At 68.8% G+C, this 24,528-nt stretch carries 17 protein-coding genes; 13 read left to right on the forward strand and 4 right to left on the reverse strand.

Annotated elements, in window-relative coordinates:
* Nucleotides 1-134 precede the first annotated feature (134 nt).
* The 3 genes from AVL62_RS09505 to AVL62_RS09515 all read left to right on the forward strand — a co-directional run bounded on the left by AVL62_RS09505 (nt 135) and on the right by AVL62_RS09515 (nt 1,172).
* Nucleotides 135-410: a type II toxin-antitoxin system Phd/YefM family antitoxin gene (locus tag AVL62_RS09505; RefSeq protein ID WP_058891399.1), complete on the forward strand. Its 276-nt coding sequence runs from the start codon at nt 135-137 to the stop codon at nt 408-410.
* Between the two features lie 112 nt (nt 411-522).
* Nucleotides 523-756 (forward strand): FitA-like ribbon-helix-helix domain-containing protein, encoded by a 234-nt coding sequence (locus AVL62_RS09510; protein ID WP_058891400.1) that lies wholly within the window; start codon nt 523-525, stop codon nt 754-756.
* Nucleotides 753-1,172: a type II toxin-antitoxin system VapC family toxin gene (locus tag AVL62_RS09515; protein WP_058891401.1), complete on the forward strand. Its 420-nt coding sequence runs from the start codon at nt 753-755 to the stop codon at nt 1,170-1,172. The genes AVL62_RS09510 and AVL62_RS09515 overlap by 4 nt, the downstream gene beginning before the upstream one ends.
* Nucleotides 1,173-1,284: 112 nt before the next feature.
* Here the strand turns inward: AVL62_RS09515 and AVL62_RS09520 are convergent, their stop codons facing one another.
* The gene (locus AVL62_RS09520; RefSeq protein WP_058891402.1) at nt 1,285-1,974 is read right to left on the reverse strand and encodes a GntR family transcriptional regulator; all 690 of its coding nucleotides are present in this window, start codon (nt 1,972-1,974) and stop codon (nt 1,285-1,287) included.
* A gap of 162 nt (nt 1,975-2,136) precedes the next feature.
* Between AVL62_RS09520 and AVL62_RS09525 the strand changes: the two genes are divergently transcribed.
* Genes AVL62_RS09525 through AVL62_RS09535 form a run of 3 tightly spaced genes read left to right on the forward strand, consistent with a single transcriptional unit; the run spans nt 2,137 to nt 4,870 of the window.
* A complete protein-coding gene (locus AVL62_RS09525) occupies nt 2,137-3,090 on the forward strand; it encodes a VOC family protein (protein WP_058891403.1) in 954 nt (317 codons plus the stop codon).
* Nucleotides 3,087-3,770, forward strand: coding sequence for an alpha/beta hydrolase (locus tag AVL62_RS09530; RefSeq protein ID WP_058891404.1), 684 nt, complete (start codon nt 3,087-3,089; stop codon nt 3,768-3,770). Before AVL62_RS09525 ends, AVL62_RS09530 begins: the two co-directional genes overlap by 4 nt.
* A 35-nt stretch (nt 3,771-3,805) precedes the next feature.
* The gene (locus AVL62_RS09535) at nt 3,806-4,870 is read left to right on the forward strand and encodes a maleylacetate reductase (protein WP_058891405.1); all 1,065 of its coding nucleotides are present in this window, start codon (nt 3,806-3,808) and stop codon (nt 4,868-4,870) included.
* Between the two features lie 280 nt (nt 4,871-5,150).
* On the opposite strand, the gene AVL62_RS09540 is transcribed toward AVL62_RS09535, so the two are convergent.
* Both AVL62_RS09540 and AVL62_RS16620 read right to left on the reverse strand, forming a co-directional pair.
* On the reverse strand, nt 5,151-5,681 hold the full coding sequence (locus AVL62_RS09540; protein WP_058891406.1) for a hypothetical protein: 531 nt from the start codon (nt 5,679-5,681) through the stop codon (nt 5,151-5,153).
* A 1-nt stretch (nt 5,682) separates the two neighbouring features.
* Nucleotides 5,683-6,780: a helix-turn-helix domain-containing protein gene (locus AVL62_RS16620; RefSeq protein ID WP_153011741.1), complete on the reverse strand. Its 1,098-nt coding sequence runs from the start codon at nt 6,778-6,780 to the stop codon at nt 5,683-5,685.
* 107 nt (nt 6,781-6,887) lie between these two features.
* Between AVL62_RS16620 and drmD the strand changes: the two genes are divergently transcribed.
* From drmD to drmC, 5 genes are all read left to right on the forward strand, one after another.
* The gene (gene drmD, locus AVL62_RS09550; RefSeq protein WP_058891408.1) at nt 6,888-10,049 is read left to right on the forward strand and encodes a DISARM system SNF2-like helicase DrmD; all 3,162 of its coding nucleotides are present in this window, start codon (nt 6,888-6,890) and stop codon (nt 10,047-10,049) included.
* Nucleotides 10,049-14,134, forward strand: a complete 4,086-nt coding sequence (locus tag AVL62_RS09555; protein ID WP_058891409.1) for an Eco57I restriction-modification methylase domain-containing protein — start codon at nt 10,049-10,051, stop codon at nt 14,132-14,134. Before drmD ends, AVL62_RS09555 begins: the two co-directional genes overlap by 1 nt.
* The gene (gene drmA, locus AVL62_RS09560; RefSeq protein ID WP_235585644.1) at nt 14,124-17,849 is read left to right on the forward strand and encodes a DISARM system helicase DrmA; all 3,726 of its coding nucleotides are present in this window, start codon (nt 14,124-14,126) and stop codon (nt 17,847-17,849) included. Before AVL62_RS09555 ends, drmA begins: the two co-directional genes overlap by 11 nt.
* Before the next feature lie 71 nt (nt 17,850-17,920).
* Nucleotides 17,921-19,870, forward strand: coding sequence for a DUF1998 domain-containing protein (locus tag AVL62_RS09565; RefSeq protein ID WP_327281961.1), 1,950 nt, complete (start codon nt 17,921-17,923; stop codon nt 19,868-19,870).
* Nucleotides 19,860-20,594: a DISARM system phospholipase D-like protein DrmC gene (gene drmC, locus AVL62_RS09570; RefSeq protein WP_058891788.1), complete on the forward strand. Its 735-nt coding sequence runs from the start codon at nt 19,860-19,862 to the stop codon at nt 20,592-20,594. The genes AVL62_RS09565 and drmC overlap by 11 nt, the downstream gene beginning before the upstream one ends.
* A gap of 28 nt (nt 20,595-20,622) precedes the next feature.
* Here the strand turns inward: drmC and AVL62_RS09575 are convergent, their stop codons facing one another.
* On the reverse strand, nt 20,623-21,318 hold the full coding sequence (locus AVL62_RS09575; RefSeq protein ID WP_058891412.1) for a DUF6994 family protein: 696 nt from the start codon (nt 21,316-21,318) through the stop codon (nt 20,623-20,625).
* A gap of 123 nt (nt 21,319-21,441) precedes the next feature.
* Here AVL62_RS09575 and AVL62_RS09580 point away from each other — a divergent pair, with 123 nt between their 5' ends.
* Both AVL62_RS09580 and AVL62_RS09585 read left to right on the forward strand, forming a co-directional pair.
* Nucleotides 21,442-22,635, forward strand: coding sequence for a DUF6361 family protein (locus AVL62_RS09580; protein WP_058891413.1), 1,194 nt, complete (start codon nt 21,442-21,444; stop codon nt 22,633-22,635).
* Nucleotides 22,581-24,515, forward strand: coding sequence for a phospholipase D family protein (locus AVL62_RS09585; RefSeq protein ID WP_161937869.1), 1,935 nt, complete (start codon nt 22,581-22,583; stop codon nt 24,513-24,515). Before AVL62_RS09580 ends, AVL62_RS09585 begins: the two co-directional genes overlap by 55 nt.
* The last annotated feature ends 13 nt before the right edge of the window (nt 24,516-24,528 follow it).

The raw sequence follows: 24,528 nt of genomic DNA on the forward strand, positions 1-24,528 counted from the left end.
CGGCCGCGCAGGGTGCGGCCGAGCCCGGTCCTGCTCGCCCGCCGCCGGGCATCGGCGCTACCTACCGTCGGACCTGAAGGTCGGCGGGGTGAAAGCGCTAGGTTGTCGCACAAGCAACCGAAGGCGAGGGCGTCGTGTCTGAACGGTCGATCGGCATCCGCGAGCTCCAGCAGAACGCCTCGGCGGTGGTCTCCCGGGCAGCCGCCGGGGAGGCGTTGCTGATCACTGACCACGGGAGGCCGGTCGCCCGCCTGGTGCCCCTCGGCGCGAGCCGCACCTCCGAGCTCCTCACCGCCGGGCTCGCCCGCGCGCCTCGGGCGGCGCTGGCGGACCTTCCTCGACCGCAGGGCGCGTCGAGCAACACGGTCTCGGAGGCTCTCGGCCAGGATCGTGAGGACCAGCGCTACTGATGGCCTGGTATCTCGACACCTCGGCGCTAGTGAAGCTGGTCGCCCCGGAACCCGGCCCTACGCGCTGCACAAGTGCTATCATCTGCGCTATCAGTTCGGGGAGGTGAACACGATGGCATCGATCGTCATCCGTGGGCTCGACCAGTCCGTGAAGGAGCGGCTGGCAGCTCAGGCGAGGGAGCACGGCCGGTCGATGGAGGCCGAAGCCCGTCACATCCTCGAGAGAGGCACGCAGCAACCCAACGTCGGGCTCGCACTGTTCTGGGCAGCGCAGGAGATCGGCGGCATCGAGGACCTCCCCGTCCCCGAGCGCACCGATCATGCCCGAGCAGCGGATCTCGGGTGATCGTCCTCGACACCAACGTCCTGTCCGAGGCGCTACGGCCGCAGCCTGACGGGCGTGTCCTGACGTGGTTGCAGACGATCACAGGTGAGGTCGCTATCACGTCGATCACTCTCGCTGAGCTGCTCGCTGGCGTGCGCCGTCTGCCGGATGGCCGGCGCAAGACCATGCTGGGCAGCCAGCTCGAGCATGCGCTGCGGCCCTACCGCGGGACCAGCGCCGTCCTGGCCTTCGATGACGTCGCTGCGGATCACTACGCAGCCGTGCTCGTGGCACGAGAACAGGCGGGGTTGCCGATCAGCACGGCTGATGCGCAGATCGCGGCAATCTGCCGAGCGCACGCCGCGACCTGCGCGACGCGCCACACCAAGGACTTCGAGCTGACCGGCGTCCAGCTCGTCGACCCTTGGGTCGCCTGACCACCTGACCGCTCCGCGACCGGTGGTGGCCGCGAGGACGCAGATCGCATGGCCACCATCCGGTGCGGCGGTGGGCGGCGAATGTCGTGATGAGGAGGGCAGGCCCCCGGCCTCAGTCGGCCCGCGGCAGCGTCCGCAGCGTGGCGGCCGCGGCGAAGGCGAGGTGCTCCCGCATCAGGGCGGCTGCGCGCGGACCGTCGCACTCGATGATCGCCTGGGTCACCGCCCGTAGCTCGCGGACCGCCGTGGCGCCGCGACCGGACTCGGACAAACTGGAGACGCACAGGACGCGCACCCGCGCCTGGACTACTCCCAGCTCCTCGCGCAGCACGGAGCTCCCCGCACCGGCGAAGAGCGCCTCGTAGAAGTCGTCCCGGACCCGCATCACCTCGGAGGCGGCGAGCCCGTCCTCGACCGCCCCGTCGAGCGCGTCGAGGGCCTCCTGCAGCCGCTGGACTTCGGCGACCCCGGCACGCTCGACGAAGGTCTCGACGAGCAGCCCCTCGATCGCGGCGCGCAGCCGGTAGAGGTCCCTCGCCTCGTCACTGTCGATGGCCCGCACCACGGCCCCGCGCCGCGGCTGGATCTGGACGAGCCCCTCGGCGGCCAGCTGGCGGAGCGTCTCGCGCACGGTCGCCCGGGACACCTCGAACCGGTCGATGAGCTCGCGCTCGATGAGGCGCTGCCCGGGCGCCAGCTGGTGGTCGAGGATCTGCCGGCTCAGCTCCTGGTGGACCCGCTCCGAGCGGGACGTCGGAGCCGCTCCGGTCGTGACCTCCCGGTATGTCGTCGCTGCAGTCATGGGACCGAAGCCTAGCGCTCAACACCCGGCGACGTGGTCACAGACCGGACAAGAACGTCATACCTCGCATCTATTGTCGGACAAGACGAGGCGTGCTAGCGTCCGAGAACCGACGATCGGGTCGGTCACCGCGCTGGGTGCACATCAAAGGAGATCTCGCCCATGACGTACATCAACGGCTCTCACCACGTCACGCTCTCGGTCGCCGGCGCCCAGGAGGACGTCGACTTCCACACCAGGATCCTCGGCCTGCGCTTCATCAAGAAGACCGTGCTCTACGACGGGTCCAAGCCCGTCTACCACCTCTACTACTCCAACGCGAACGGCGACCCGTCCTCGGTGATCACGACGTTCCCGTGGGCCCAGGCGAACCTCTACGGCAGCCGCGGCACCAACCAGGCCCGTGAGGTGCTGCTCGCGGTGCCCCACGGCTCGCTCGACTGGTGGTCCAAGCGGCTCGCCGATCACGAGGTGGACAGCACCTCGGTCGAGGTCTTCGGCGCCCGCCGGCTCGCCTTCGCGCACCCGTCCGGCATCGAGTACCAGCTCGTCGAGAGCGACGACGACCCCCGCGTCGGCCACCAGGCCCACGGGGTGACCCGCGAGCACGCGGTCCACGGCATCCACGGCATCGGCATCCACGTCTACGACCAGGACCGCTCGGTCGACTTCGGCCAGGAGGCGTTCTTCCTCGCCGGCGACGTCGAGGAGGAGGGCGACCTGGCCCGGTTCCGGGTCGGCGACGCCAAGCACGGCAACTGGGTCGAGCTGCGCGGCAACCGCACCGACGACCAGGGCACCTGGCGGTTCGGCGCGGGCACCTACCACCACTTCGCCTGGAACCTCGGCGACCTGGAGAACCAGGAGCAGGTCAAGTTCGACATCGAGGGTGCCGGCTACACCGACATCTCCGAGCTGAAGGACCGCACCTACTTCAAGTCCCACTACGTCCGGATGCCCGGTGGCGCCCTCTTCGAGCTGGCCGTCACGCACAACGAGGGCGGCTGGGACTGCGACGAGTCCCCCGAGGAGCTCGGCCAGGCCTTCATGCTGCCGCCCCAGTTCGAGTCCGAGCGCAGCCACATCATGGCCCAGCTCGAACCGATCGAGGTGTGACCAGCTCCGCAGCCCCGGCACGACCGCAAGGCGGCGAGAACCCGCACCTGGCCGCGGGCGCGGAGTGCTGGGGCGAGGAGGACGCGCCGGTCGCGGTGCTTGCCGTGCACGGACGCACCCAGTCCCCCGCCGACATGCGCGCTCTCGCCGAGCGCCTGGACGTCGAGGGTCTGCGGTGGCTCGCGCCGGCCGCCGCCGGACAGAGCTGGTATCCCTACGGCTTCATGGAGGAGCGACCGGACGACGACCCGTGGCTCGCCTGGTCGCTCGATGCGGTCGACGAGCATGTGGGTCGCCTCGCGGAGGCGGGGTGGCCGCCGGAGAGGGTAGTGCTGCTCGGGTTCTCCCAGGGGGCCTGCCTGCTCGCGCACTGGGCGCTCCTGCACCCCAGGAGGTATGCCGGCCTCGTCGTCCTCACCGGTGGTTACGTCGGGACCGAGCGCGAGGAGGTGTCGTTCGCGGGTGACTTCAACGGGACGCCTGCCCTGCTTGCCGGGTGCGAGGCCGACCCCTGGGTGCCCCGCAACCGGATGGCGCAGACCGAGGACCGGCTCCGAGGTATGGGCGCCCACCTCACCTCGCTCGTCGAGCCGGGCACCGAGCACGAGGTCAGCGCGACGGCGAGCGAGCTCACCGCCCGGTTGCTGCGGCATACCGTGAGCGCGACCGGACGAGGATGACCGCGCCACCGGTGCGGGACGAGGGAGAGGATCGTATGGAGATCAGGTTCGACCACACCACCCTGGGTCAGCGTGTGCTCTTCGGCGCCGGGGAGGCCGGGGCGAATATCGCCGCGGCCCTGCGGGACCTCGGGACCTCCCGACCGCTGCTCGTGGGAGGTGGTCATGCGGCCGGGGTCGTGGACCAGGTGTCTGAGGAGTTCATCGTCGCGGGTCACATCCGCGAGGTCGTCCAGCATGTGCCGGCGGAGCGGGCCCGCGAGGCGGTCGCGCTGGCCCAGCAGGTGGGTGCGGACTTGGTCGTCGCCATCGGCGGCGGCTCGGCCACGGGGCTCGCCAAGATCGTTGCCCGGGACACCGGGCTGCCGGTGGTCGCGGTGCCCACCACGTTCTCGGGGTCGGAGGCGACCGACATCTGGGGGATGACCGAGGACGAGCGCAAGACCACCGGGACCGACCTCAGGGTGCTGCCGAGGGTCGTGGTCTACGACGCGACGCTGACCCTGGGCCTGCCGCCCGACCTCGCGGTCCACTCCGGCCTGAACGCCCTGGCCCACGCCGTGGACAGCCTGTGGGCCTCGCGCGCCGACCCCATCAACCGGGCCATGGCCGGTGAGGGGATGCGCGCGCTAGTGCCAGGACTGCGCGGCCTCCGGGCGGACCCGGCGGATGTGCGCGCCCATGAGCAGGTGCTCTACGGCACCTACCTCTCGGGAGTCGCCCTGGCCTCGGCGGGGGCCGGGATGCACCACAAGATCTGCCACGTCCTGGGCGGGACGTTCAACCTGCCGCATGCCCCGACCCATGCGGTGGTGCTGCCCTATGTCGCCGCCTTCAACGCCGAGGCGGACCCGGACTCCGACGCGCGCATCGCGGAGACCCTCGGGACGCCGCAGGGCGCCGCCGGGCTGTGGGACCTGGCGCGAGAGGTGGGGGCGCCCGGTTCGCTGGGCGGGATCGGCTTCACCGAGGACGACGTGGAGCTCGCTGCTGAGCTGGCGACAGCGGCGATCCCGGACTCCAACCCGGCGCCGGTGAGTCAGGAGCGCATCACGACGCTCCTCCGGTCTGCGCTCTGGGGTGACCACGTTTGCGGATGACCTGACGCGCCGTCAGCCCCTGGGCGCTAGAGCACCTGATGGTCAACCCGGTGGACGGGATTCCCGTACACGCGGCGTCATCTCCGTGAAGGCCCTCCGGGCAGGTCGCTCTCAAGGAACTCTCCGATGTCGAGCGGCATACACTCCCGCCGACTAGCCGCTGGGCCGCGTACGCCAAAATCCAAGCGTCGGGACTGGGCAGCGCAACCGGCGCACGTGCCGACGTGCGTCATCGCTCAGGGTGACACCGCGTGAGCACTCCTCGACGCGGACACTAGGACTAGCGCAAGTCCTCCGGACGTCGAGGCATCCTGAGACGCCGATCGTGGTCCACCATGTCCTGCATCAGATCCCAGCCCTGCTGGGGGCTGAGGTCACCGTCCTGGATCACGGCCATCACAACGTCAATGGTCTCCCGCACGACCAGACCTTGCTGTCGGGCGAAGATCAGGGCATCCACGTCGTCGCTTACCCACCAAGAGTCGCGCCATTCCGATTTCTCCTTAAGGAGAAAGCAAGTCTGGGCTTCGCCCAGGTGCTTGAGCGGGTCGGTCGAAGCTCCGCCGAAGACATCCCGGCGAATGATCTCGACTCGAGCGCTGTCCCGCTCATCGCTGATCTCGATGGCTTCACCCATCCATGCCGCCACGTCCGCCAAATCAGGCAATTGTTGGGAAGATCGCTGCGCCTCCGCCGCGATCGCTTCAACCCATCGCCCGCGCCCCCGAAAAAAGCCTTCAAGAAGTGCAAGGCGATGAACTGCGGCAAAGTTGCAGAGCACGGTATTGTCGGGGAACAGCGCACTGACCACTTCAGGTCTCCTCCGAGCCAGCCTGCTCCAAGATTACCCTCATCTCCTCCGGGTTTACGCCGAGCAGTTCAGCATACAACCGGACAGTGGTTTTCCCATCCAGATAGGCTTGCATAAGGTCGCGCGCAAGGAGCCCCGGTGGTCGCGGTGCCGAGCTACCTTGCACCGCTGTGGACAGGGCGGAGACTTCGTCGCACTCCTTGGCTGCGCCTAGGGCGGAAACCTGTCCCCACTGCCTGGCGGCCATCTCGTCGATCAACCGAAGATTTTGGAGGCGGAAGCCCAGTGCGCGTGGGGTTACCTGCAGACGAGTCGAGAGGAGGAGGAAGTCTGAGCGGGCGAATCCCGGTTTCACCGCGTCAAGGAGCACGCCCTGTGGCATGAGCAGGGCGGCCGCGAAGGCGTTGGCCCGGATCTCCGAGGGTTCCCGCTTGGTCCTCGCGCCATAGACGTCCTCGTCGAGGTGCAGTTCCTGGCTGTCCTCGACTAGGAGATGGGCGAGCTCGTGAGCAATCGTGAACCGCTGCCGATAGGCGTTCGGCGTGACGGACACGAGGATCATCCTGGCGTCCCGCGTCGCAACCGCCAGGCCGTCGAACCCATCGCCTAGGTCCGTTCGGCATACGTCGAAGCCAAACACCTCTTCGATGACCCCGGGAAGATCGTGCAAAGCCCCCATGCTTCGATCGCAACCGAAGTGTCTCTGCACCTGTTTGGCGAGCTCTTCACCCTGCTCGTAAGCCCTACCCGAGCACACTGTGAACTCGGGGAAGTTCCACCCTTGCGGATAGCCCAGCCGCGTAGCTGAGGTACGGACATCAGCCATGCGCCGCGCCGTGGTCGACGCGATGCCGGTGCTGCTACCCGCGTGTGCCCGAGCTGCCAGCGCGAGCGTGGACTCGTTGCCGGTCAGCAGCCAGTCAACCGTGACGTTGGCGTGCTCTGCGATCCGAGCGAGATCGAGCGATGAGAATCGTCGAGCTCCGCCAAGTGACTTGGACAGTTTTGAGGGGTCTAGACCGACAGCCTGAGCGAAGTCCGCCTGGCTTGTACCGAGATCCGCGATCAGGTCGCGGACCCGTTGTGTCGTGTCGCTCATGCACACAGCGTGGCAGGCGGTTGCGATTTTCGCAACAGCGTGAAAGAGTGGCGGCGCCACGTGGCTGACGACCACGAGCCAACCACGGCAAGCGCAGAGAGGCCGCCATGACTGTCACCCAAGATCGCACCGCGCAGACTCTGCCGGACGTCCCTGAGCCCGGTCAGGTTGTCGAGGTCCGCGGAAGCGCCTGGGCCGTGGCCGACGTCCGCGCCCAGGGGCTGCCCCGCAGCCCGGCCGACGAGACGAATGCCCGCGTCCAGCACGTCGTGGCCCTCCAGTCCCTCGACGAGGACCGCCTCGGTGACGAGCTCACCGTCGTGTGGGAGCTCGAAGTCGGTCACACGGTCATCCCGGACCAAGGCCTTCCCGAGAAGCTGCACCGGAACGACTTCGACGACCCCAACACGCTCGGGGCCTTCGTGGACGCCGTCCGGTGGGGTGCGGTGACCTCCGCCGACGCGAGCGCCTTCCAGGCACCGTTCCGCAGCGGCGCCAACGTCGAGGCCTACCAGCTGGAGCCGTTGCGTCGTGCGCTGGCCGCTCCGCGCGCCAACCTCCTGCTGGCCGACGACGTGGGACTCGGCAAGACGATCGAGGCCGGCCTCGTCATCCAGGAGCTACTGCTGCGGCACCGGGCCCAGACCGCCATTATCGTCTGCCCGCCGAGCCTTGCGTTGAAGTGGCAGGAGGAAATGCGGGAGAAGTTCGGTCTGGACTTCGTCATCATCAACAGCGAGCTGATGGCTCAGGTCCGACGCAGCCACGGACCGGGCGCCAACCCGTTCCGTCTCTTCCCACGGGTCATCGTCAGCATGGCCTGGCTCCCCATGCCCCGCGCGCAGCGGCTGCTGCGCGACGTGCTCGCGAACGTCGGCCGGCCCGGATCTGCCCGGCGCTATGCCTTCGACATCCTGGTCGTCGACGAGGCCCACCACGTCGCGCCCGCCAGCCCGAGCCAGCTCGGAGGCGGGAGAGGGTATGCGCTCGACAGCAAACGCACCCGCGCGACGCGCGCCCTTGCGGAGCGCTGCGAGCACCGCCTCTTCCTCAGCGCGACGCCGCACAACGGGCACACCGAGTCCTTCACAGCCCTGATGGAGATGGTGGACAACCGTCGCTTCAGTCGTGGGGCAGCCCTAGACCCGGAGGCGCTCAAGGCGGTCACCGTCCGGCGGCTCAAGACCGACATCCCCAGCAAAGACTTCAAGACCCGACAGATCAAGCCGATCCTGTTCACCCCCACTCCCGACGAGTCGTCGGCCTTCGAGCTGCTGGACACCCTCCTGCGCGAGAGCAGCCGGGCCGAGGGCCGTCGATCGGCCGGTGACATCGTGGCGCTGCTGCTCAAGAAGCGCTTCCTCTCCAGCCCCTACGCGTTCTCCCAGACCCTCGCGCACTACGACTCCAGCGCGGCCAGTGACTCCGCGGACCTGTGGGACGACGACCCCTATGCCGAGCTGCTCGGGAGCGAGCAGACCGATGAAGAGGAGGGTCTCTGGGAGCACCCGGAGGCGTCCGCGATCCGCCAGGAGAAGCGGCACGACCCGCTCAGCGCAGCCACCACCGCGCAGATCGAGCAGCTGGTGAGCTGGGGTGCTGGATACGAGCACAAGCCCGACTCCCGGGCCGTGGCGTTGGTCCGCTTCCTCGAGGCGGTCTGCCGCCCGGGTGGCACCTGGACCAACGAGCGGGTGGTCGTTTTCACCGAGTATGCCGCGACGTTGCGGTGGCTCGAGAGCATCCTCACCCAGCGTGGGTTCGGCGACCGGCTTGCTGTCATCCAGGGCAGCACCGACCCGGAGACCCGGGAGGACATCCGGGCCCAGTTCACGGCCAGCCCGGCAGCACACCCGCTTCGGGTCCTCCTTGCCACCGACGCCGCCGGCGAGGGCATCGACCTTCAGACCCACTGCCACCGGCTCGTCAACTTCGATGTGCCGTTCAACCCGTCCCGGCTGGAGCAACGTATCGGACGGATCGACCGCTACGGTCAGGAGTACCCGCCGGAGATCTACTACCTGACTCCCACCGACGCGGACACCCGACTGGCTGCGGACCTGTCGTTCATGCGGCGGATCGCAGAGAAGGTCTCCAGGATCGACGCCGATCTCGGGTCCATCAACCCGATCATCGACGACGAGATCCAGGAGCACTTCACCGGCGCGCGGTCCGCCCGACGCAAGGCAGCCACGAACGTGGGCGTCGAGACCACCAACCGGGCGCGCGCCGGCGAGTTGGAGCTCAACGCCTCCTTGACCGAGCTTGCCCGGACCTACGGTCAGCGCAAGCAGGCCATGCACCTCACCCCCTACAGTGCCCAGCGGGTCGTCGACACGGCACTGGCCCTCACCAACCAGCCGGGTCTGATCGAGGTGGGTGACCAGGACACCGACGCCCCAGTCTTCGCGGTACCCAATCTGGGTCCACGCTGGGGTGAGGCCACGGTCGGCCTGGACACCCGACTCAACCGTGGCATGCTGCGGCCCATCACGTTCGACGACACCGCCGCCGCCGGACGCACCGACCTGGTGCACGTCCACCTCGGCCATCCCCTGCTCCAGACGTCGGCGCGCATCCTGCGCAACAGCCTGGTCGGGGCCGACGCCCAGGTCCGGCGGGTCACCGCCGTCGTCGACGACACGCTCCCCATGTCCTGCGTGGCTGCTGTCTCTCGACTGGTCCTGGTCGGTCGTGGCGGCCTGCGGCTCCACGAGGAGGTCTTCCTCTCCGGCATCCGGTTGCGCGGGAACGACATGGCGGAAGAACGGGTAAACGACCTCCTGGAGCGCGTGCTCGACTCGCCGGACCTATCCCTGGCCCCGGGCAGAGTCCGTGAAGCCGTCGCCGATCAATGGTCGGCCGAGGGATCCCGGATGCGGTCGCGGCTGGAGCAGGCCATGCAGACCCGCGCCGAGCGTCGACAGCAGGCCGTGGCGGACGCCCTGGCCCAGCGCCAGACCGACGACGTCGACCGGGCTCGGCAGATCTATACCGCCTTCCGGACAAACCTCACCGAGAGCATCCGGACCCTTCGGTCCGAACAGGAGGAGCAGGACGCGATGCTGCTGCCCGACGACCAGCAGCAGCAGCGCACTCGAGACATCGTGGCGATGGAGACCCGCCTGGCCACCCTGGATGAAGAGGAAGGCCGCGAGATCGCGGCGATTCGCGAGCGGTATGCCGAGGTGCGGGCGCACGTCACAGCGGCAGCCGTGATTTTCGCCCTGACCCCTGCGGACGCCGCAGCTCTGGGAGGAGGACAGTGATGGCGATACAACGCCGCAGCACGCCGACAGGCCGCGACTTGCACACCGCGTGGCTGGAGCTCATCGACACCGAGGGTCCCTTCCTCGCCCTCCCACCACTGCTACAGGTCTGGCCCCAGGGCATGCCGCGCCTCAACGACGGCGTCCGAGTCACACTGTCCGACCGCAAGCGCCGGTTCGACCGCGCCTGGGACACCTGGGACGCGCAGCGGACCGAGGCAGCCACCGAGGCCTACCGGACGGAGCGGGATGCGTGGGTGGACGTCATCCTGAGCGAGGTCCTCGGATGGGGCGAGATGTGGTCACGGGGCGACGCTGCTACGAGCAACGCCCTCATCCACTCCCCCGACCACTCGGTCAGCCTCCAACCCACCGGCGTGATGCGGCACGAGGACCAGGTCGCTGTCCTCGTCTGGGTGATCGATCCCGTCTCGGACCTGCGGGCGGTCTCCGAGGACGACTGGGCGACCAGCCCGGTCGACCGGATGGAGCTGATGCTCAAGGCAAGTGGCATACCGATCGGGGTCGTCACCGACGGACGCTGGTGGGGTCTGGTCAGTGACGCACCTGACACGCTCGCCGCGTCAGGGATCTTCGACGCGCAGACGTGGATCGAGGAGCCCACCGCGCGCGACGCACTCGTCGCACTGCTCGCCCCAGTCCGGCTCGTCGGTGGCGAGGCAGAGAACCGGCTGACGGCCCTGTTCGCTAGCTCCGTGCTGGCTGCCGAAGAGATCACCGAGGCCCTGGGCGTCCAGGTCCGGCAGGCGGTCGAGCTGGTCGTGCAGGCCTTCTCCGAGTCCGCCGAGGCTGCCCGGCAACGTGGGGAAGACTCCTCCCTGCCCGTCCGCGACGGCCAGGTGGACGGCGACCAGGTCTACGAGGCCGTCGTCACCACGATGATGCGAGTCGTCTTTCTACTCTTTGCCGAAGAGCGTGGGCTGCTGCCCCAGGGCGAGCTGTTCGAGAAGGGCTATGGCCTCACGGGTCAGCTCGACCGACTGGAGCAGCGCGCCCGCCACCAGGGCGACGACGCCCTGGACCGGTCGTTCGGCACCTGGCACCGGCTGCTTGCCACGTCTCAGGCACTGCACCAGGGCGCGACGTTCGAAGACCTCCGCCTGCCGGCCTACGGTGGATCTCTCTTTGACCCGGCACGCTTCCCGTTCCTGACCGCGGTCACCTCCCGGGGCTCACTTGCGCTGCCGGTCAGCGACCGGGTCATGCTTCAGGTGCTGCGCGCGCTCCAGTTTGCGACCGTCAACCGGCAGGAGCGACGCCTGTCCTTCCGGGACATTGACGTCGAGCAGATCGGCTACATCTACGAGGGGCTGCTCGGCTACACCTGCGTGGTCGCCGACGAGGTGGTGCTCGGGCTGATCGGCAAGCAGGGCAGCGAGCCTGAGATCACCCTGGAGTCCCTCAACAACCTGTATGACGAGCATGGCACCGATGCGCGCACCGCTGACGCAGTGATTGCACAGGTCAAGGAGGACCAGCCGGGCAGCGTCCCCCCGACAAAGGCTGCCTTGACGAGGGCGTTCGCCGCGAGCGACGGTCTCGAGGACGCCGAGCGGGCGCTTCGCGCGGTCACGAGCGACGAGGACCTCCGCGAGGAGCTGCGACCGTGGCTCGGAGCGATTCGGCGAGACCTGCGGGGCTGGCCGGTGGTCGTGCTGCCCGGCGGCCTGCTGGTGCGGGAGACGCCGTCGCGCCGCAACGCCGGCGCGCACTACACCCCCCGCGAGCTGGCGGAGGAGATCGTCCAGCACGCTCTGGAGCCGCTCGTCTACTCTCCTGGCCCGCACCAGGGCAACGACCCTGAGCGGTGGGTGCCGCTCGGTTCGACCGACCTGCTCGGACTGAGGGTCGCCGACATCGCGTGCGGGTCTGGGGCCTTCCTGGTGGCAGCGGGCCGATACCTGGCCGCCCGGCTCGTCGAAGCGTGGCGCCGCGAAGGTGTGGCCGAGGGCTACTCCCCCGCGGAGCTGGAGACGCGTGCCGTGCGCGAGGTGGTCGCGAACTGCCTCTACGGCGCCGACATCAACGCGATGGCGGTCGAGATGTGCAAGCTGTCGCTCTGGCTCGTCTCGCTCGACCCCAAGCTGCCGTTCTCGTTCGTCGACGACAAGGTCCTGCACGGCAACTCCCTGCTGGGCGTCACCGACCTGCGCCAGCTTGAGGACCTGCACGTCCGGCCCCGGCGCGGCCCGCAGCAGAGCGCCCTCGAGCTGGTCGGAGACAGGCTTGTCGACCGCCTCGACCTCGACCACCGGATCGAGCAGGCGGTCCGCCTGCGGCGGCAGCTGTCCGACCAGATCGTGGAGCACGACCCGCAGCGCTCCGGGCAGGCCAAGCGCGCCCAGCTGCGGCGGCTGCACGAGGTCACCGCCGACCTGCGGCTCATCGCCGACGCTGTGATCGCCGCCGGGCTGCGGGTCGGCGGCAAACCTGGTCGAGCGCTGGACGAGGCGTACGAGAACCTCCGCGCCGCCGTCGCCCGCGCGTTCCCCGCCTCCGGAACGGGCGACCGCACGGCACTTAAGGCGATGGCGGACGTCGGGCTGACTCCGGAAGTCGAGACGGACTACGCGCGCTGGCAGCCGTTGCACTGGGCCCTCGAGGTGCCGGACGTGATGCGCCGCGGCGGTTTCGACGCCATCGTGGGCAATCCCCCGTTCCTCGGCGGCAAGAAGCTGTCACCGGCCATGGGACAGAACCTCCGCGAGTGGTTCGTCAACCAACTCGCAGGCGGCACGAAGGGTAACGCCGACTTAGTCGCGTACTTCTTCCTCCGCGCCCAGTGCCTCCTGACCCCGCGCGGCACGATGGGCCTCATCGCTACCAACACGATCGCCCAGGGCGACACTCGCGAGGTCGGCTTGGACCGGATGGTCAACGACGGAATGACCATCACGCGAGCGATCCAGAGCCGGCCGTGGCCGGCCAAGTCCGCCAACCTTGAGTATGCGGCCGTGTGGGCCACCAATGGACCGGTGGCGGACGGCGTGCCGCGGGTCTCCGACGACGTGCCGGTCCGGCGGATCTCGACGTTGCTGGAACCGTCCGGTCGGGTGACCGGAAACCCGCTACGCCTCGCGGAGAACTTGGGTATTGCGTTCCAGGGATGCATTGTCCTCGGCAAGGGGTTCGTGATTGATCCGCCCCTGGCGCTCGCGTGGCTCGACGACGATCCCCGGAACGCCGAGGTGCTGTTTCCCTACCTCAATGGCGACGATCTGAACTCTCGCCCCGACGGCTCGGCCTCGCGTTGGGTCATAGACTTCGGTGAGCGCACCGAGGAGGAAGCGCGCCAGTTCGAAAAGCCATGGAATCACGTCACCCGGTACGTCAGACCGGAGCGACTAAAGCAGAACGCCAAGAAGTACCCCCGCATGGTCAACGAGTGGTGGAAGTTCTGGAACGCCCGCCCTGGAATGCGGCGGACGATCGCTGGTCTGAGTTCAGTCATCGCATTGCCGCGAGTGAGCAGCACCCAGATGCCGTCCAAAGTTTCCACTGAAATGGTGTTCAGTGAGCAGGTCGTTGTCTTCGCGACAGCGAGCGACGCGTTTCTCTCAGTTCAGTCGTGTTCGATGCATCAATTATGGACCGTTCAGAACACATCCACGATGGGAGCCGGGATTCGCTACGCCCCTTCGGATGCCTTCGAGACCTTCCCTCGCCCAGCGGACAAGGATGTCCTGCGCCAGATCGGACGAACCCTGGATGAAGAGCGACGAGAGGTGATGCTCCGCCGCGATCTGGGGTTAACGAAGCTCTACAACCTGGTCAACGACCCCGACATAAGTGTGGCAGCAGACGCCGACGTAGCACGGCTGCGGGAGATCCACGTGGAGCTCGACCATGCGGTCATGCACGCCTACGGCTGGGGCGACGTGACGCTCGCCCACGGCTTCCACACCTATCGCCAGATGACCCGCTGGACGGTCAGCCCCGCGGCGCGGGTCGAGATCCTCGACCGGCTGCTGGAGGAGAACCACCGGCGCGCCGCTCTCCAGGGCGACGTAAAACCCGCCCTGTACGAGGACGAGAAGGATGAGGTGGGCTCGGATGCCGGCTGACTCCACCGCCTACGAACTGCGCCACGAGCCCGACGGGACCTCCTGGGTGGCGCGGGAGAACCTGGCCGACGTGCTGCGGCGCGAGCTGCTCGGACCGGCCGACGGTGACGACGAGGTGATCGAGGCGCCGCCGGACAGCCGCTACCTCGTGGGGCGGATCGCGCCGGTCCGCCTGAGCGACTCACCGGACAGCCCAGCCGTGGCCGATGTCGACGACGACTCACTGCTCGACGTCGGTGACGACCTCGCGGCCGCCGAGTCACGCGGCGTCCCGGCTCTCGACGTGGACGACACCGCGACCGCTGCCGACGAGGACTCTGCCGAGGACCAGGCACTCAGACGGGGGCTGATGATCCCGGCCTCGATGGGACTACGGTTCCAGGTGCCGCTCGACCTCCCGACCGTGACGGTGAGGGCGTCGTGGGGGACCTACGACCCCAAGCCCACGGGTGAGGTCACCGCAACCGGGCGGTCGATCCGCAAGTTCGCCCGGACGCAGCACGACATACCGACAGTGCTCGACCTTGCCCGTCTCCGCGACGGGGTCACCGAGGAGGTGCCGCTCAAGGACGATGTCACGTTGCGGGTGGACTCTTACACCGACCCCAAGCGGCACTGCCGCCTGGTGGAGCTGGCCCTGTGCAACGACCGTGAGACTCCACGGCAGATCCCCGTCAACGCGTGGCTCTTCCAGACCGGGCTGGTCGTCGAGGGGGGCGGGGCCGAGGTCTTCCTCCCCGTGCGCGACGTGGTCGAGGACCCTGACTCCCTCGGTCGCGACCCGGAGCAGCGACTCCTGGACCTGCAGTATCGCGACCGCCTCGAGTTCGCGATCGGCAGGACCTGCTCCGCGACCTGGCTGGTGGCCGAAGGCTCCCGCCGGGCGACCCGCGTGTCCACCACGTGGCTGCCGGAGGCCGAGACCCCGCAGACCCTGGCCGCCGACCCTGACGGCGTCGTCTTGGACATGGTCGCCCTCTCCCGCGCCACGCCGCCAGAGATCGACGCCGGCCTGCGACCCATCGTGGCTGGGTACGCCGAGTGGCTCGCCGGTCGTCGCGACCGGATCGGAGCCCTGCCCGCGCACCTTCGCCAGGACGCGACCGACGCCGTCGAGATGGCCGAGTACGTGCAGCGCCAGCTCGCGGATGGCCTCGACTTCCTGCTCGGGGACGACGAGGCGCTCCGGTGCTTCGCCTTCATGAACCGGGTGATGGCCGACCAGCGCATCCACACCCAGATCGCCGAGCTGCGCGCCGAGCAGCCTCACCTCTCCCGCTCGGCAGCACGTCAGAAGGTGTTGGACCGCGGACCCGGCGCGCACTCCTGGCGCACCTTCCAGATCGCCTTCGTCCTCATGCAGATCCGGGCCCTGTGCGAGCCCGAGACCTCCGTCCGCAGCGGCGACCTCGCCCAGGTCGAGCTCCTGTTCTTCCCGACCGGTGGTGGGAAGACGGAGGCCTACCTCGGGCTTGCCGCGTTCGCGTTCGCCATCCGTCGGCGCCAGGGGGTGGTCGGCTCGCCGGATGGCCCGCTGGACGGGCGGTCCGGCGTCACGGTGCTGATGCGCTACACGCTGCGGTTGCTGACCGCCCAGCAGTTCCAGCGGGCGACGACGCTCGTGTGCGCGGCCGAGATGGCTCGCCGCGAGGACGAGGACACATGGGGCACCGAGCCGTTCCGGATCGGGCTGTGGGTCGGTAGCGGCGTCTCGCCGAAACGGGTCGACGACGCTGCCAAGGAGCTGAAGCGGGTCAACGAGGGGACGGCCTACAAGCTGACGGCCCTGCAGATCCAGCGGTGCCCGTGGTGCGGCTCGGCCATCACGGCCGCCCAGGTGCGCGTGGACGAGACGACCCGACGGGTGCACGTCTACTGCTCGGACCCGCTCGCCCAGTGCCCGTTCGCGGAGGGCGGCACCGTCGAGGGTGGGGTCCCCGTCCTGACCGTCGACGAGGAGATCTACCGCCTCGCGCCGGCCTTCGTCATCGCGACGGTCGACAAGTTCGCCCGCCTGGCGCGTGAGGGCGAGGCGGCCTCGCTCTTCGGTTACGTCTCCCGGCGCTGTGCCAGGCACGGCTTCGTGCACCCCGACTACCAGGCGTGCGAGATCAAGGACGGCGGCAAGCATCCGGCAAAGGCCGGACACCCGGCAGCGCCCGTGTCCCCCCACGTCCGGCTGCGCCCCCCGGACCTGATCATCCAGGACGAGCTCCACCTGATCACCGGCGCGCTCGGCACCACGGTGGGGCTCTTCGAGGTGGCGATCGACGCGCTCACCCGGTGGCGGGACGCGCACGGTCGACCGTGCCGGCCGCTCGTGGTCGCGTCCAGCGCCACCGTCCGGAACGCCGCCGACCAGGTGCGCAACCTTTACGGCAGGGCGACCTCCATCTTTCCGCCCCAGGTGCTGGACGCGGGTGACACCTTTTTCTCCGCAGAGGTGCCCGTGTCCGCCGAGACGCCGGGACGTCGCTACATCGGCGTGAGCACCACCGGCGTCCGCATGACCAACGCAGAGATCCGGCTCGCCGAAGTCATGATGGCCGGAGCGCAGTTGATGCTCGACCGCTGTGGCTCGGCCGCCGATCCGTACATGACTCTCGTCGGGTACTTCAGCTCCACGCGCGAGCTGGCCGGTATGACGCGTTACCTCGGTGATGACGTCCGCACCGCGCTCGCGAAGGGCCGACCGGGCAGCGGGCTCCCACGGCGGTTCGGGACGGCCTACGGGGACCTCAACGCCACGGAGCTGACGGCTCGGGTCTCTGGCGCGGACATCACGACCACGCTGAACCAGATGGCGGTGCGCTTCGACCCCGACTTCGACAGCACCCAGGCCCTCATGCAACGCCGTGACGCCCGCCAGCGGGGCGAGAAGGTCGCCAACCGTCCGGTAGACCCCTACGACACGGTCCTGGCGACGTCGATGCTCCAGGTGGGTGTCGACGTCACCCGGCTGGGGCTGATGCTGATGGTCGGTCAGCCGAAGAACACCGCCGAGTACATCCAGGCGTCCTCCCGCGTCGGTCGGGACACCGGTCGCGCGGCCCGGGGCGACCAGCCGGCGGTGCCCGGACGTCCGGGGCTGGTCGTGACCCTCGGCAACTGGGCCAGACCACGAGACCTGGCGCACTTCGAGCAGTTCCGGCACTACCACGAGACGTTCTACGCCCGGGTCGAAGCACTCTCCGTCACGCCGTTCTCGGAGACGTCGATGGAGAGGGGCCTCGACGGTGTCCTCGTCAGCGCTGCCCGGGTGGTCGACGCCACTCGGACGACCGACGGACTCTCGCCCGAGCGTTCCGCAGGACGGGTGTCCGATCGACGCCCCGTGCTGACCGCCCTCATCGACGCGATGGTGGACCGCATCACGGACGCCTCGGACGAGACGTCAGCCGACTTCGCACGGCAGCGCCTGCTCAACCGGCTGGACACGTGGGAGAAGCGACGGACCACCGTGATCGCCGAGGGAAAGTCGCTGGCCTACGAGCGGATCAAGGACACCAGCCAGCTGGCTCCGTTGCTGCGCAGCGCGGAGAACACCGCCTCCCGGGATGCGGCGCTCACCGACGCACCCTTTGTGGTCGCCAACTCGATGCGCGAGGTCCAGCCTGAGATCAACCTGCTGGTCAGCCCGGACCCGTCGCGGCTGCACTACGTGCCGCCCGTGACTGCGCCGACCTGGACGCCGCAACCCGGGAGCACCTCATGAGCACGGTCGCCCACCAGCCCGAGATCCCCTACGACCCCTTGGCGGACGGCGAGCGCCTCGCCGAGTCCGGGGTGAAGAAGAACTACGCCAAGGTCGGGGGCGCCCGGCCGTCCTCGCTGCTCTACACCTACGGGCCCGGCGCGATCATGGACCTGCCGCACTTCACCGTCATGCCCCTGGGCCTGGACTCGTGGGACCCGATCTGGCGGCGGCGGGACGGCATACCGACGATCAACGCGCCCCGCCTGCTCGAGGTGGTCAGGATGATGCTCGGGCACCAGGTCGCCGAGCTGCGGCCGTTCCCTCACCAGCCCAACCTCACCTCCTTCTCGCGGGAGGGGAGCGACCTCGGCGTCCCTGCGCGGGTCTTCCCGCAGTGGATGCGGTGCACGGGCTGCGACCGGCTCGGGCCGATCAGCATCTTCTCGTACCACAACACGAACCCCTACCGACCGGACGAGGCACAGTTCTTCCATCAGGACTGCCGGGGCCGTCGGGGACGGAACAAGGGGAAGAGGAAGCAGCCGGTGGTCACGGCACGCTATCTGCTCGCGTGCGCTGACGGGCATCTGGACGAGTTCCCCTACGACTGGTGGGTGCACGGAGGCGGCAGCTGCTCGGCGGCACCCGACGCGCCCGTCCTGACGATGGACGACAGGACGAGCGGCCGGGGGGCAAGCGCGATCATCGGCTGCTCGTCGTGCGACGCCCGACGACCGATGAACGAGGCCCAGGGGCAGGCCGGGCGTGCCAAGCTGCCGCGGTGCCGGGGCCGGCTGCCGCACCTGGACGGCTTCGCCAACGGCGGATGCGTCCGGGAGGCACGCCTCATGCTGGTCGGTGCGTCGAACCTGTGGTTCCCGGCGCTCCAGTCGATCATCGACATGCCTCGCTTCGATCCAGCGGAGCAGGTGCGGGATCGGGCTGATCTGATCAAGGCGGCCCTGGGGGATGATCTCTCGGAGTTTGCAGACCAGCCCAAGTTTCTCCGAGCGCTGCTGAGGGGCAAGGTCGACGTCACGGAGATCGACGACGACGACCTGGCCAGGACCGTCGCCGTGGCCCTGGCTCCCGAGGAGTCGGACGAGGATCGCGAGCAGCGGCGAGCTGACTGGGAGCCGATCGACCTCCTAGTGCCCGAGTGGAGGTATCTGCTGAGGGACCCTGCGCGGGAGCGTCACCAGGACCTTCGTAGCGGCCTGACGCTGAGCCCCCGGGCGGTGGACGAGTCGATGCCGGACGGCGTGAGCCGCGTGCTCGCCGTGGACCGGTTGCGCAAGGTGAACTCGATTATCGGCTTCACCCGGATCGACGAGCTCGACCGGATCAACGACGTGAGCTCGCGCTTGGTGCCGCTGACCTCGGTCAGGCCGGCATGGGCCCTGGCCACCGAGGACCGCGGCGAAGGCATCTTCCTGCAGCTGGACGAGATTGCGGTCGCCGCCTGGGAAGACCGGGTGTCGCACAGCGCCCTGTGGGAGGCCCACAGGACATCGCACCTGCGCAACTTCGAGCGACGGTTCTCTGAGACAGCCGAGGTGGCTGATCCCGAGTCCCGCCTCAAGCCGCCGCGCTACTGGCTGCTCCATACCCTTGCCCACATCCTGATCCGTCAGATGGCCATGCACAGCGGCTACGGCGCCGCCAGTCTGAGCGAACGGATCTATGCCTGGCCGGACGGGGGTGACGGGCGGCCTCCGGCGGCCGGGCTGCTCATCTGCACCACCGCCTCCGACAGTGACGGAACCCTGGGGGGTCTGGTGCGGCTGAGCAAGCCGGAGCTCCTGGCTGGCATCGTGCGAGATGCGCTTCACCAGGCCTCCCGCTGCTCCAGCGACCCCGTGTGCGCACGACGTACGCCCGTGGACCCGGAGGACTTCCTGCACGGGGCGGCGTGCCACTGCTGCGTGATGGCGTCGGAGACCTCGTGCGAGCGGGCCAACCGGTTCCTCGACCGCCGGTTCCTGCTCAACGTGGGTGGGGAGAGCCTGGGCTTCTTCGGTGAGGCGCATGTCTGGTGAGCCGACCGCGGTCCGGGAGCTGGGTGAGCTGATCACCGGGGCCGAGGCAGAGTCCCTCGCTGCGCGCCTCGGCGGAGGCCAGCCACTGGCCATGGCTCTCGCCCAGCTGGACAACCAACGGTCGCACAGGATCCGGATGCTGCTGGAGAGAGCTGCGCTGCTCGACGACCGCGCGACGCTCGTCCAGGTCCTTCAGGGGATCGCCGGAGCCAGAGCAGGTCCCACCAGCATCACCCCCGTCTGGACGACCCCTGCACATCTTGCGCAGCACGGGCAGCTCACGGCTTCGATCCATCACTACATCGAGCACGCCCGGGAGTCCGTCGTCTGCTCGACCTTCAATTTCCAGCGCAGCTCGGCACTGTGGTCAGCGTTGACCGCAGCAGCCGAGCGGCCCGAGGTCGCCGTACGGGTCTACGTGGACGCCGCCGCAGCGGACGAGAACCCGGCTCCGTGGAAGCCCACGACCCAGGAAGTGGCACAACAGCTCCGAGCGGCGCGAGTCTTCCGGACCAGGCAGTTCCACGGGAGCCCGGTCCGCAACCACGCCAAGTTCGTCGCCATCGACCACCAGTTCCTGGTCGTCACCAGCGCCAATTTCTCCAAGAGCGCCGAGCAGGTGAACGTTGAACTCGGGCTCGTCGTCGCCGATCAGCGCCTGGCTCAGGGAGTCGAGAGACAGATGATCGACCTGGAGGCTCACATCTTCGAGCGCATCGAGTGAGTGCACCACGCGCGGCGCTCTGTCGCGCTTAAACGAGGCGAGCGACGTAGTCCTCGATGCGGCCGTTCCGGGCGACGATGAAGTCGTTGCTGGCGTTGGCGTAATCGAGATAGTCCTCGACCGTCTTCGGGACAGCCGCGCCTCGGAAGTCGTCGAAGTGGTGGAAGAAGCGGATCTCGCCGGCGGCGTCGAGGAGGTCATGCAGGAGCCAGAACTCCACATACCCGTCGAAGTCCACGAAAAGCTCAAAGAAATCGCGGTAGCGGTCCAGGACCTCGCCGAGCGGGCTGCCCTCGCTGCGGTAGTGCCTTCGGATGCACTCGAGAGTGAGGTCGAAGCGGTCCGCAATCCGCGGATGCGTGCCCCGGGCGCCGTTGATCGTCATCTTCGTGCCGATCCTGTCCCCCGGGAAGAGGATGGAGCTGCCGATCGTGTACCCGAGGTGCGGCGGCCTCTGTCCCTCCGGGATCTGCTCGATGATCCGAGCGGCCTTGCCACCCAACGGCGTCGTGATGGCGTCGCTGGCCAGGAAGAACGTCCTGTCCTGGGCCTCGTACGCGAGGTAGGCGCGAGGGCGCTCTTGAAGTTCGAAGACCTGGCCGGACGGCAACGGCTTGGTCCAGATCACACGGTGGTAGCGCTTGAGCGTCGGGCTGAAGGAGTCCGCGTCCTTGCCGGCCGGTGTGTCGGAAAGGAAGTTCACGCTTGTGTCAATGCCGCTCATCGTTGAGCCCCTGTCTGTCATGCAACGCTTGCGGTTGCGCGAGCCTATCGAATCCCGCGGACCACCGTCGGGCTTGTCATCCGCTGCGGCTAGAGTCACGATCGACAGCAGTCACCGCCGACTGTGAGTGAGGGGATCGGCATGTCGGTCATGGCGTGGGTGGACTTCGGCCAGGAGCACCGGGAGGGCATGGACCGTCTGCTGGACGCGTTCCGCGACGAGTCCACGGTCGACGAGCTCGGCATCGGGACGGTGCGTGACGCCTTTGCCGACATGATGTTCCCGGGGACGTCCACTCTGCACACGCGTGCGCGTTACCTGCTGTTCGTCTCCTGGCTCGCCACGTCTGTCGCCGCACAGCGCCTGCCGCTCGAGCGAGCCACGGGCGAGCTGCGGCGTCGCGAGACTCAGCTCATCGAAGCGCTCGTCGCGGGGGACCCTGACGGCGGCGTGATCGGCAGGGTTTCGCGAGCTCGGCTCAAGCGCATGCCCAGCGAGGTCTACTGGGGCGCTCTGGGCCGCTACCGGATCCGCCGCTGCGACGAAGGGCCGCAGCAGCACTTCCGGACGGTCACGGCCATGCCCGTCCCTCCGCCCGAGGAGGAGGACGACGCCCCTCGGCATCTGCACGACCCGCACTTCGCCCAGCTCCCACCGGTCCCGGACGGTCTGGACACTCTTGTCGACTTCGACCTGACCCGGGAAGAGGCCGAGTTCCTGGACGAGCGGATCCAGGCGACCTGCCCGGGGTCCTACCTCGCCTGGCTTGTCCGGCACCGCACACCGGATGACGCGGCATATCCGTGGGACCCGGCCCTGACCGAGGACCTCGACGGTGAGCCGGCGGTCGTGGTCGCCCACGCCCGCCGGCTGCGGCATCTGTACCAGGGGGCGCCCCTGCTCTACAACCTCCTCCTGGCGAGGTCGAAAGGGTGGGCCGAGGGGGTTGAGGACTACGAGGAGAGGCTGGATACCTGGTCCTCCTCGGAGGAGCTGCGGACCTCCGTCCAGGAGTGGGACACCAAGGCGTTTTGGCGGGTGGTGTTGGACGAACGCCGGGTCAACATCGGGACGCGCGGCTTCATCGACGCCTGGGTAGATCTCGTCCGTACCGACCCCGGTCAGGGGTGGCGCAGCGTTGAGGCGGCCGACCTCGTCCGCCAGCGCGAGCGCCGCCTGAAGCGCTCCCGATCACGGTTCGACAACCGCGACGCCCTGGCGGCGTGGGAGGGCGAGGCAGGGGTGGCGGGCCTGCACTACCGGTGGGCCAGCGCAAGCACGATGGTCAACGACATCCGCGACGGGCTGGAGCGCTGATGCTGGAGCCCACCGGACGACACTTGTTCGTCGACGGCCTCCGCCCGCCGCCGGGCTTCCGGATGGACGTGGCAGTCGGGACCACCTACACGCTCGGCCTGGTCAGTCTCCTACTTCCACCCCTCGCGATGGCGGCGCACGACCGGGTGAACGTCGACGACGGGGACGTTCGGGACGACGACATCGCCCTGCTCGAGGCGGTGCGCCGGCTCGCGGACCGGACGACCGTCTTCTGCCACGCCGGGGCGATCCACGTGCCTGGGACCTACCGACGACTGCTGGCCTTTGCCGAGGACTGCGTCGTCGAGGTGCTTCCGACCCGCCCCGGGCGCACCTTCCACCCCAAGCTGTGGGCACTGCGGTTCAGCGATGGACAGTCTGTCCGTCATCGTCTACTGGTCCTGAGCCGCAACCTCACGGGGGACAGGTCGTGGGACACGGTAGTCCAGCTGGAGGAGGACCCCGCTGGTGCGATCGACGGTGCTCCCGCTGCTACCTTCCTGCGCCGGCTACCGGAGATGGCTGTCAAAGACGTGACCGCAGCTCGCTCGGCCCAAGTGGAGGACCTCGCCGACACGTTGCAGCGTGCGCGCTTCGCGACGCCTGCCCCTTTCACTCGCGGGGAGCTCTGGCCGCTCGGCGTGGGGACGGACCACGACTGGCCGATGCCTGACAACGTCGGGCGACCGGTGGTGATCTCGCCTTTCCTCGACCAGAAGACGCTCGACCGCGTCCCGGCCCGGGACTCGACCTACGTCTCACGGCCCGACACCTTCGACGAGCTCGGGTCGGCGGCCTTCACTGGCCGTCGCACCCTCGTCCTCGACCCCTTGGCGGAGACGACGCACTTCACCGAGAACGAGGAGTCGGAGAGTCAGGGCGGCGTCGATGGCGAGTCCGACGACGGCGACACCGCTCAGGTCACCGCCCCTTGGGAGGTGCGGTCCGGCCTGCACGCGAAGGTCCTCGTGTGGAACTACGACGGCAGCGGCTGGTGGTTCGTCGGCTCGGCCAACGCGACGGGTGCGGCCTTCGACGGCAACGTGGAGTTCAACGTGCTGCTGCGCGGGCCGCAACGCAGCTGCGGTCCGCAGTCGCTCTTCCCGGAGGAGGACCGCAGGGGTGAGCTGACGCTCTCCAGGATCCTGACGCCATACGCCATCGAGGAAGCAGATCCCCGTCCCGACCCGGGTCGACGGGTTGAGATGGACGTGGCTGCCTTCCACGCCGCTCTGGCGACGGCTGGTCCTCAGCTAGTCGCGGACGAGGGGCCTGACGGGCGGTATGACGTGCGCCTCGCCTTCAGCTCGCCCACTCCCGACGATCCGGGAGTGACGACGGTGCGCCCCCTGAGCCGGGCACGGAACGACGCTCGAGCCTTGGGTGCGGAGGCACGTTGGGTCGATATAGGACTGGCCGACCTGACCCCCTTCATCGCGGTCATGACGGAGGTGGCGGTCGATGGCGCGGACACGCCCGTGCGTCTGGAGTGCGTGCTCAAGACCGAGCTGGTCGGCGTCGAGCACGACCGGCCCGCCTTCATCCTGCGCACGCTGCTCGACTCGGAGGACAGCGTCCTGCGCTACCTCTCGTTCCTGCTCGACGAGGCGGGTGGCCCCGGGTGGCACCTCGATGGTCAAGCGGACGGCGAACGTGCCGAGGGATCGGCTCTGCCTCGGCCGACCTACGAGGACCTTGCCCTGCTCGAGACGTTGGTCCGCGCCGCCGGCCGGGGAGACGAGTCATTGACCAGGGTGCACAGCCTCATGAGCGATCTCAGGGACCACAACGGCGACTCCCCCGTGGTGTCCGAACAGTTCCTCCAGGTGTGGGAGGCGGTCTGGGCCGCGGTCGGGCCGAAGAGGGGTGGAGCACGATGACCGAGAAGGTGCG

It is taken from the genome of Serinicoccus chungangensis (genome assembly GCF_001483745.1).
Classification (GTDB): domain Bacteria; phylum Actinomycetota; class Actinomycetes; order Actinomycetales; family Dermatophilaceae; genus Ornithinicoccus; species Ornithinicoccus chungangensis_A.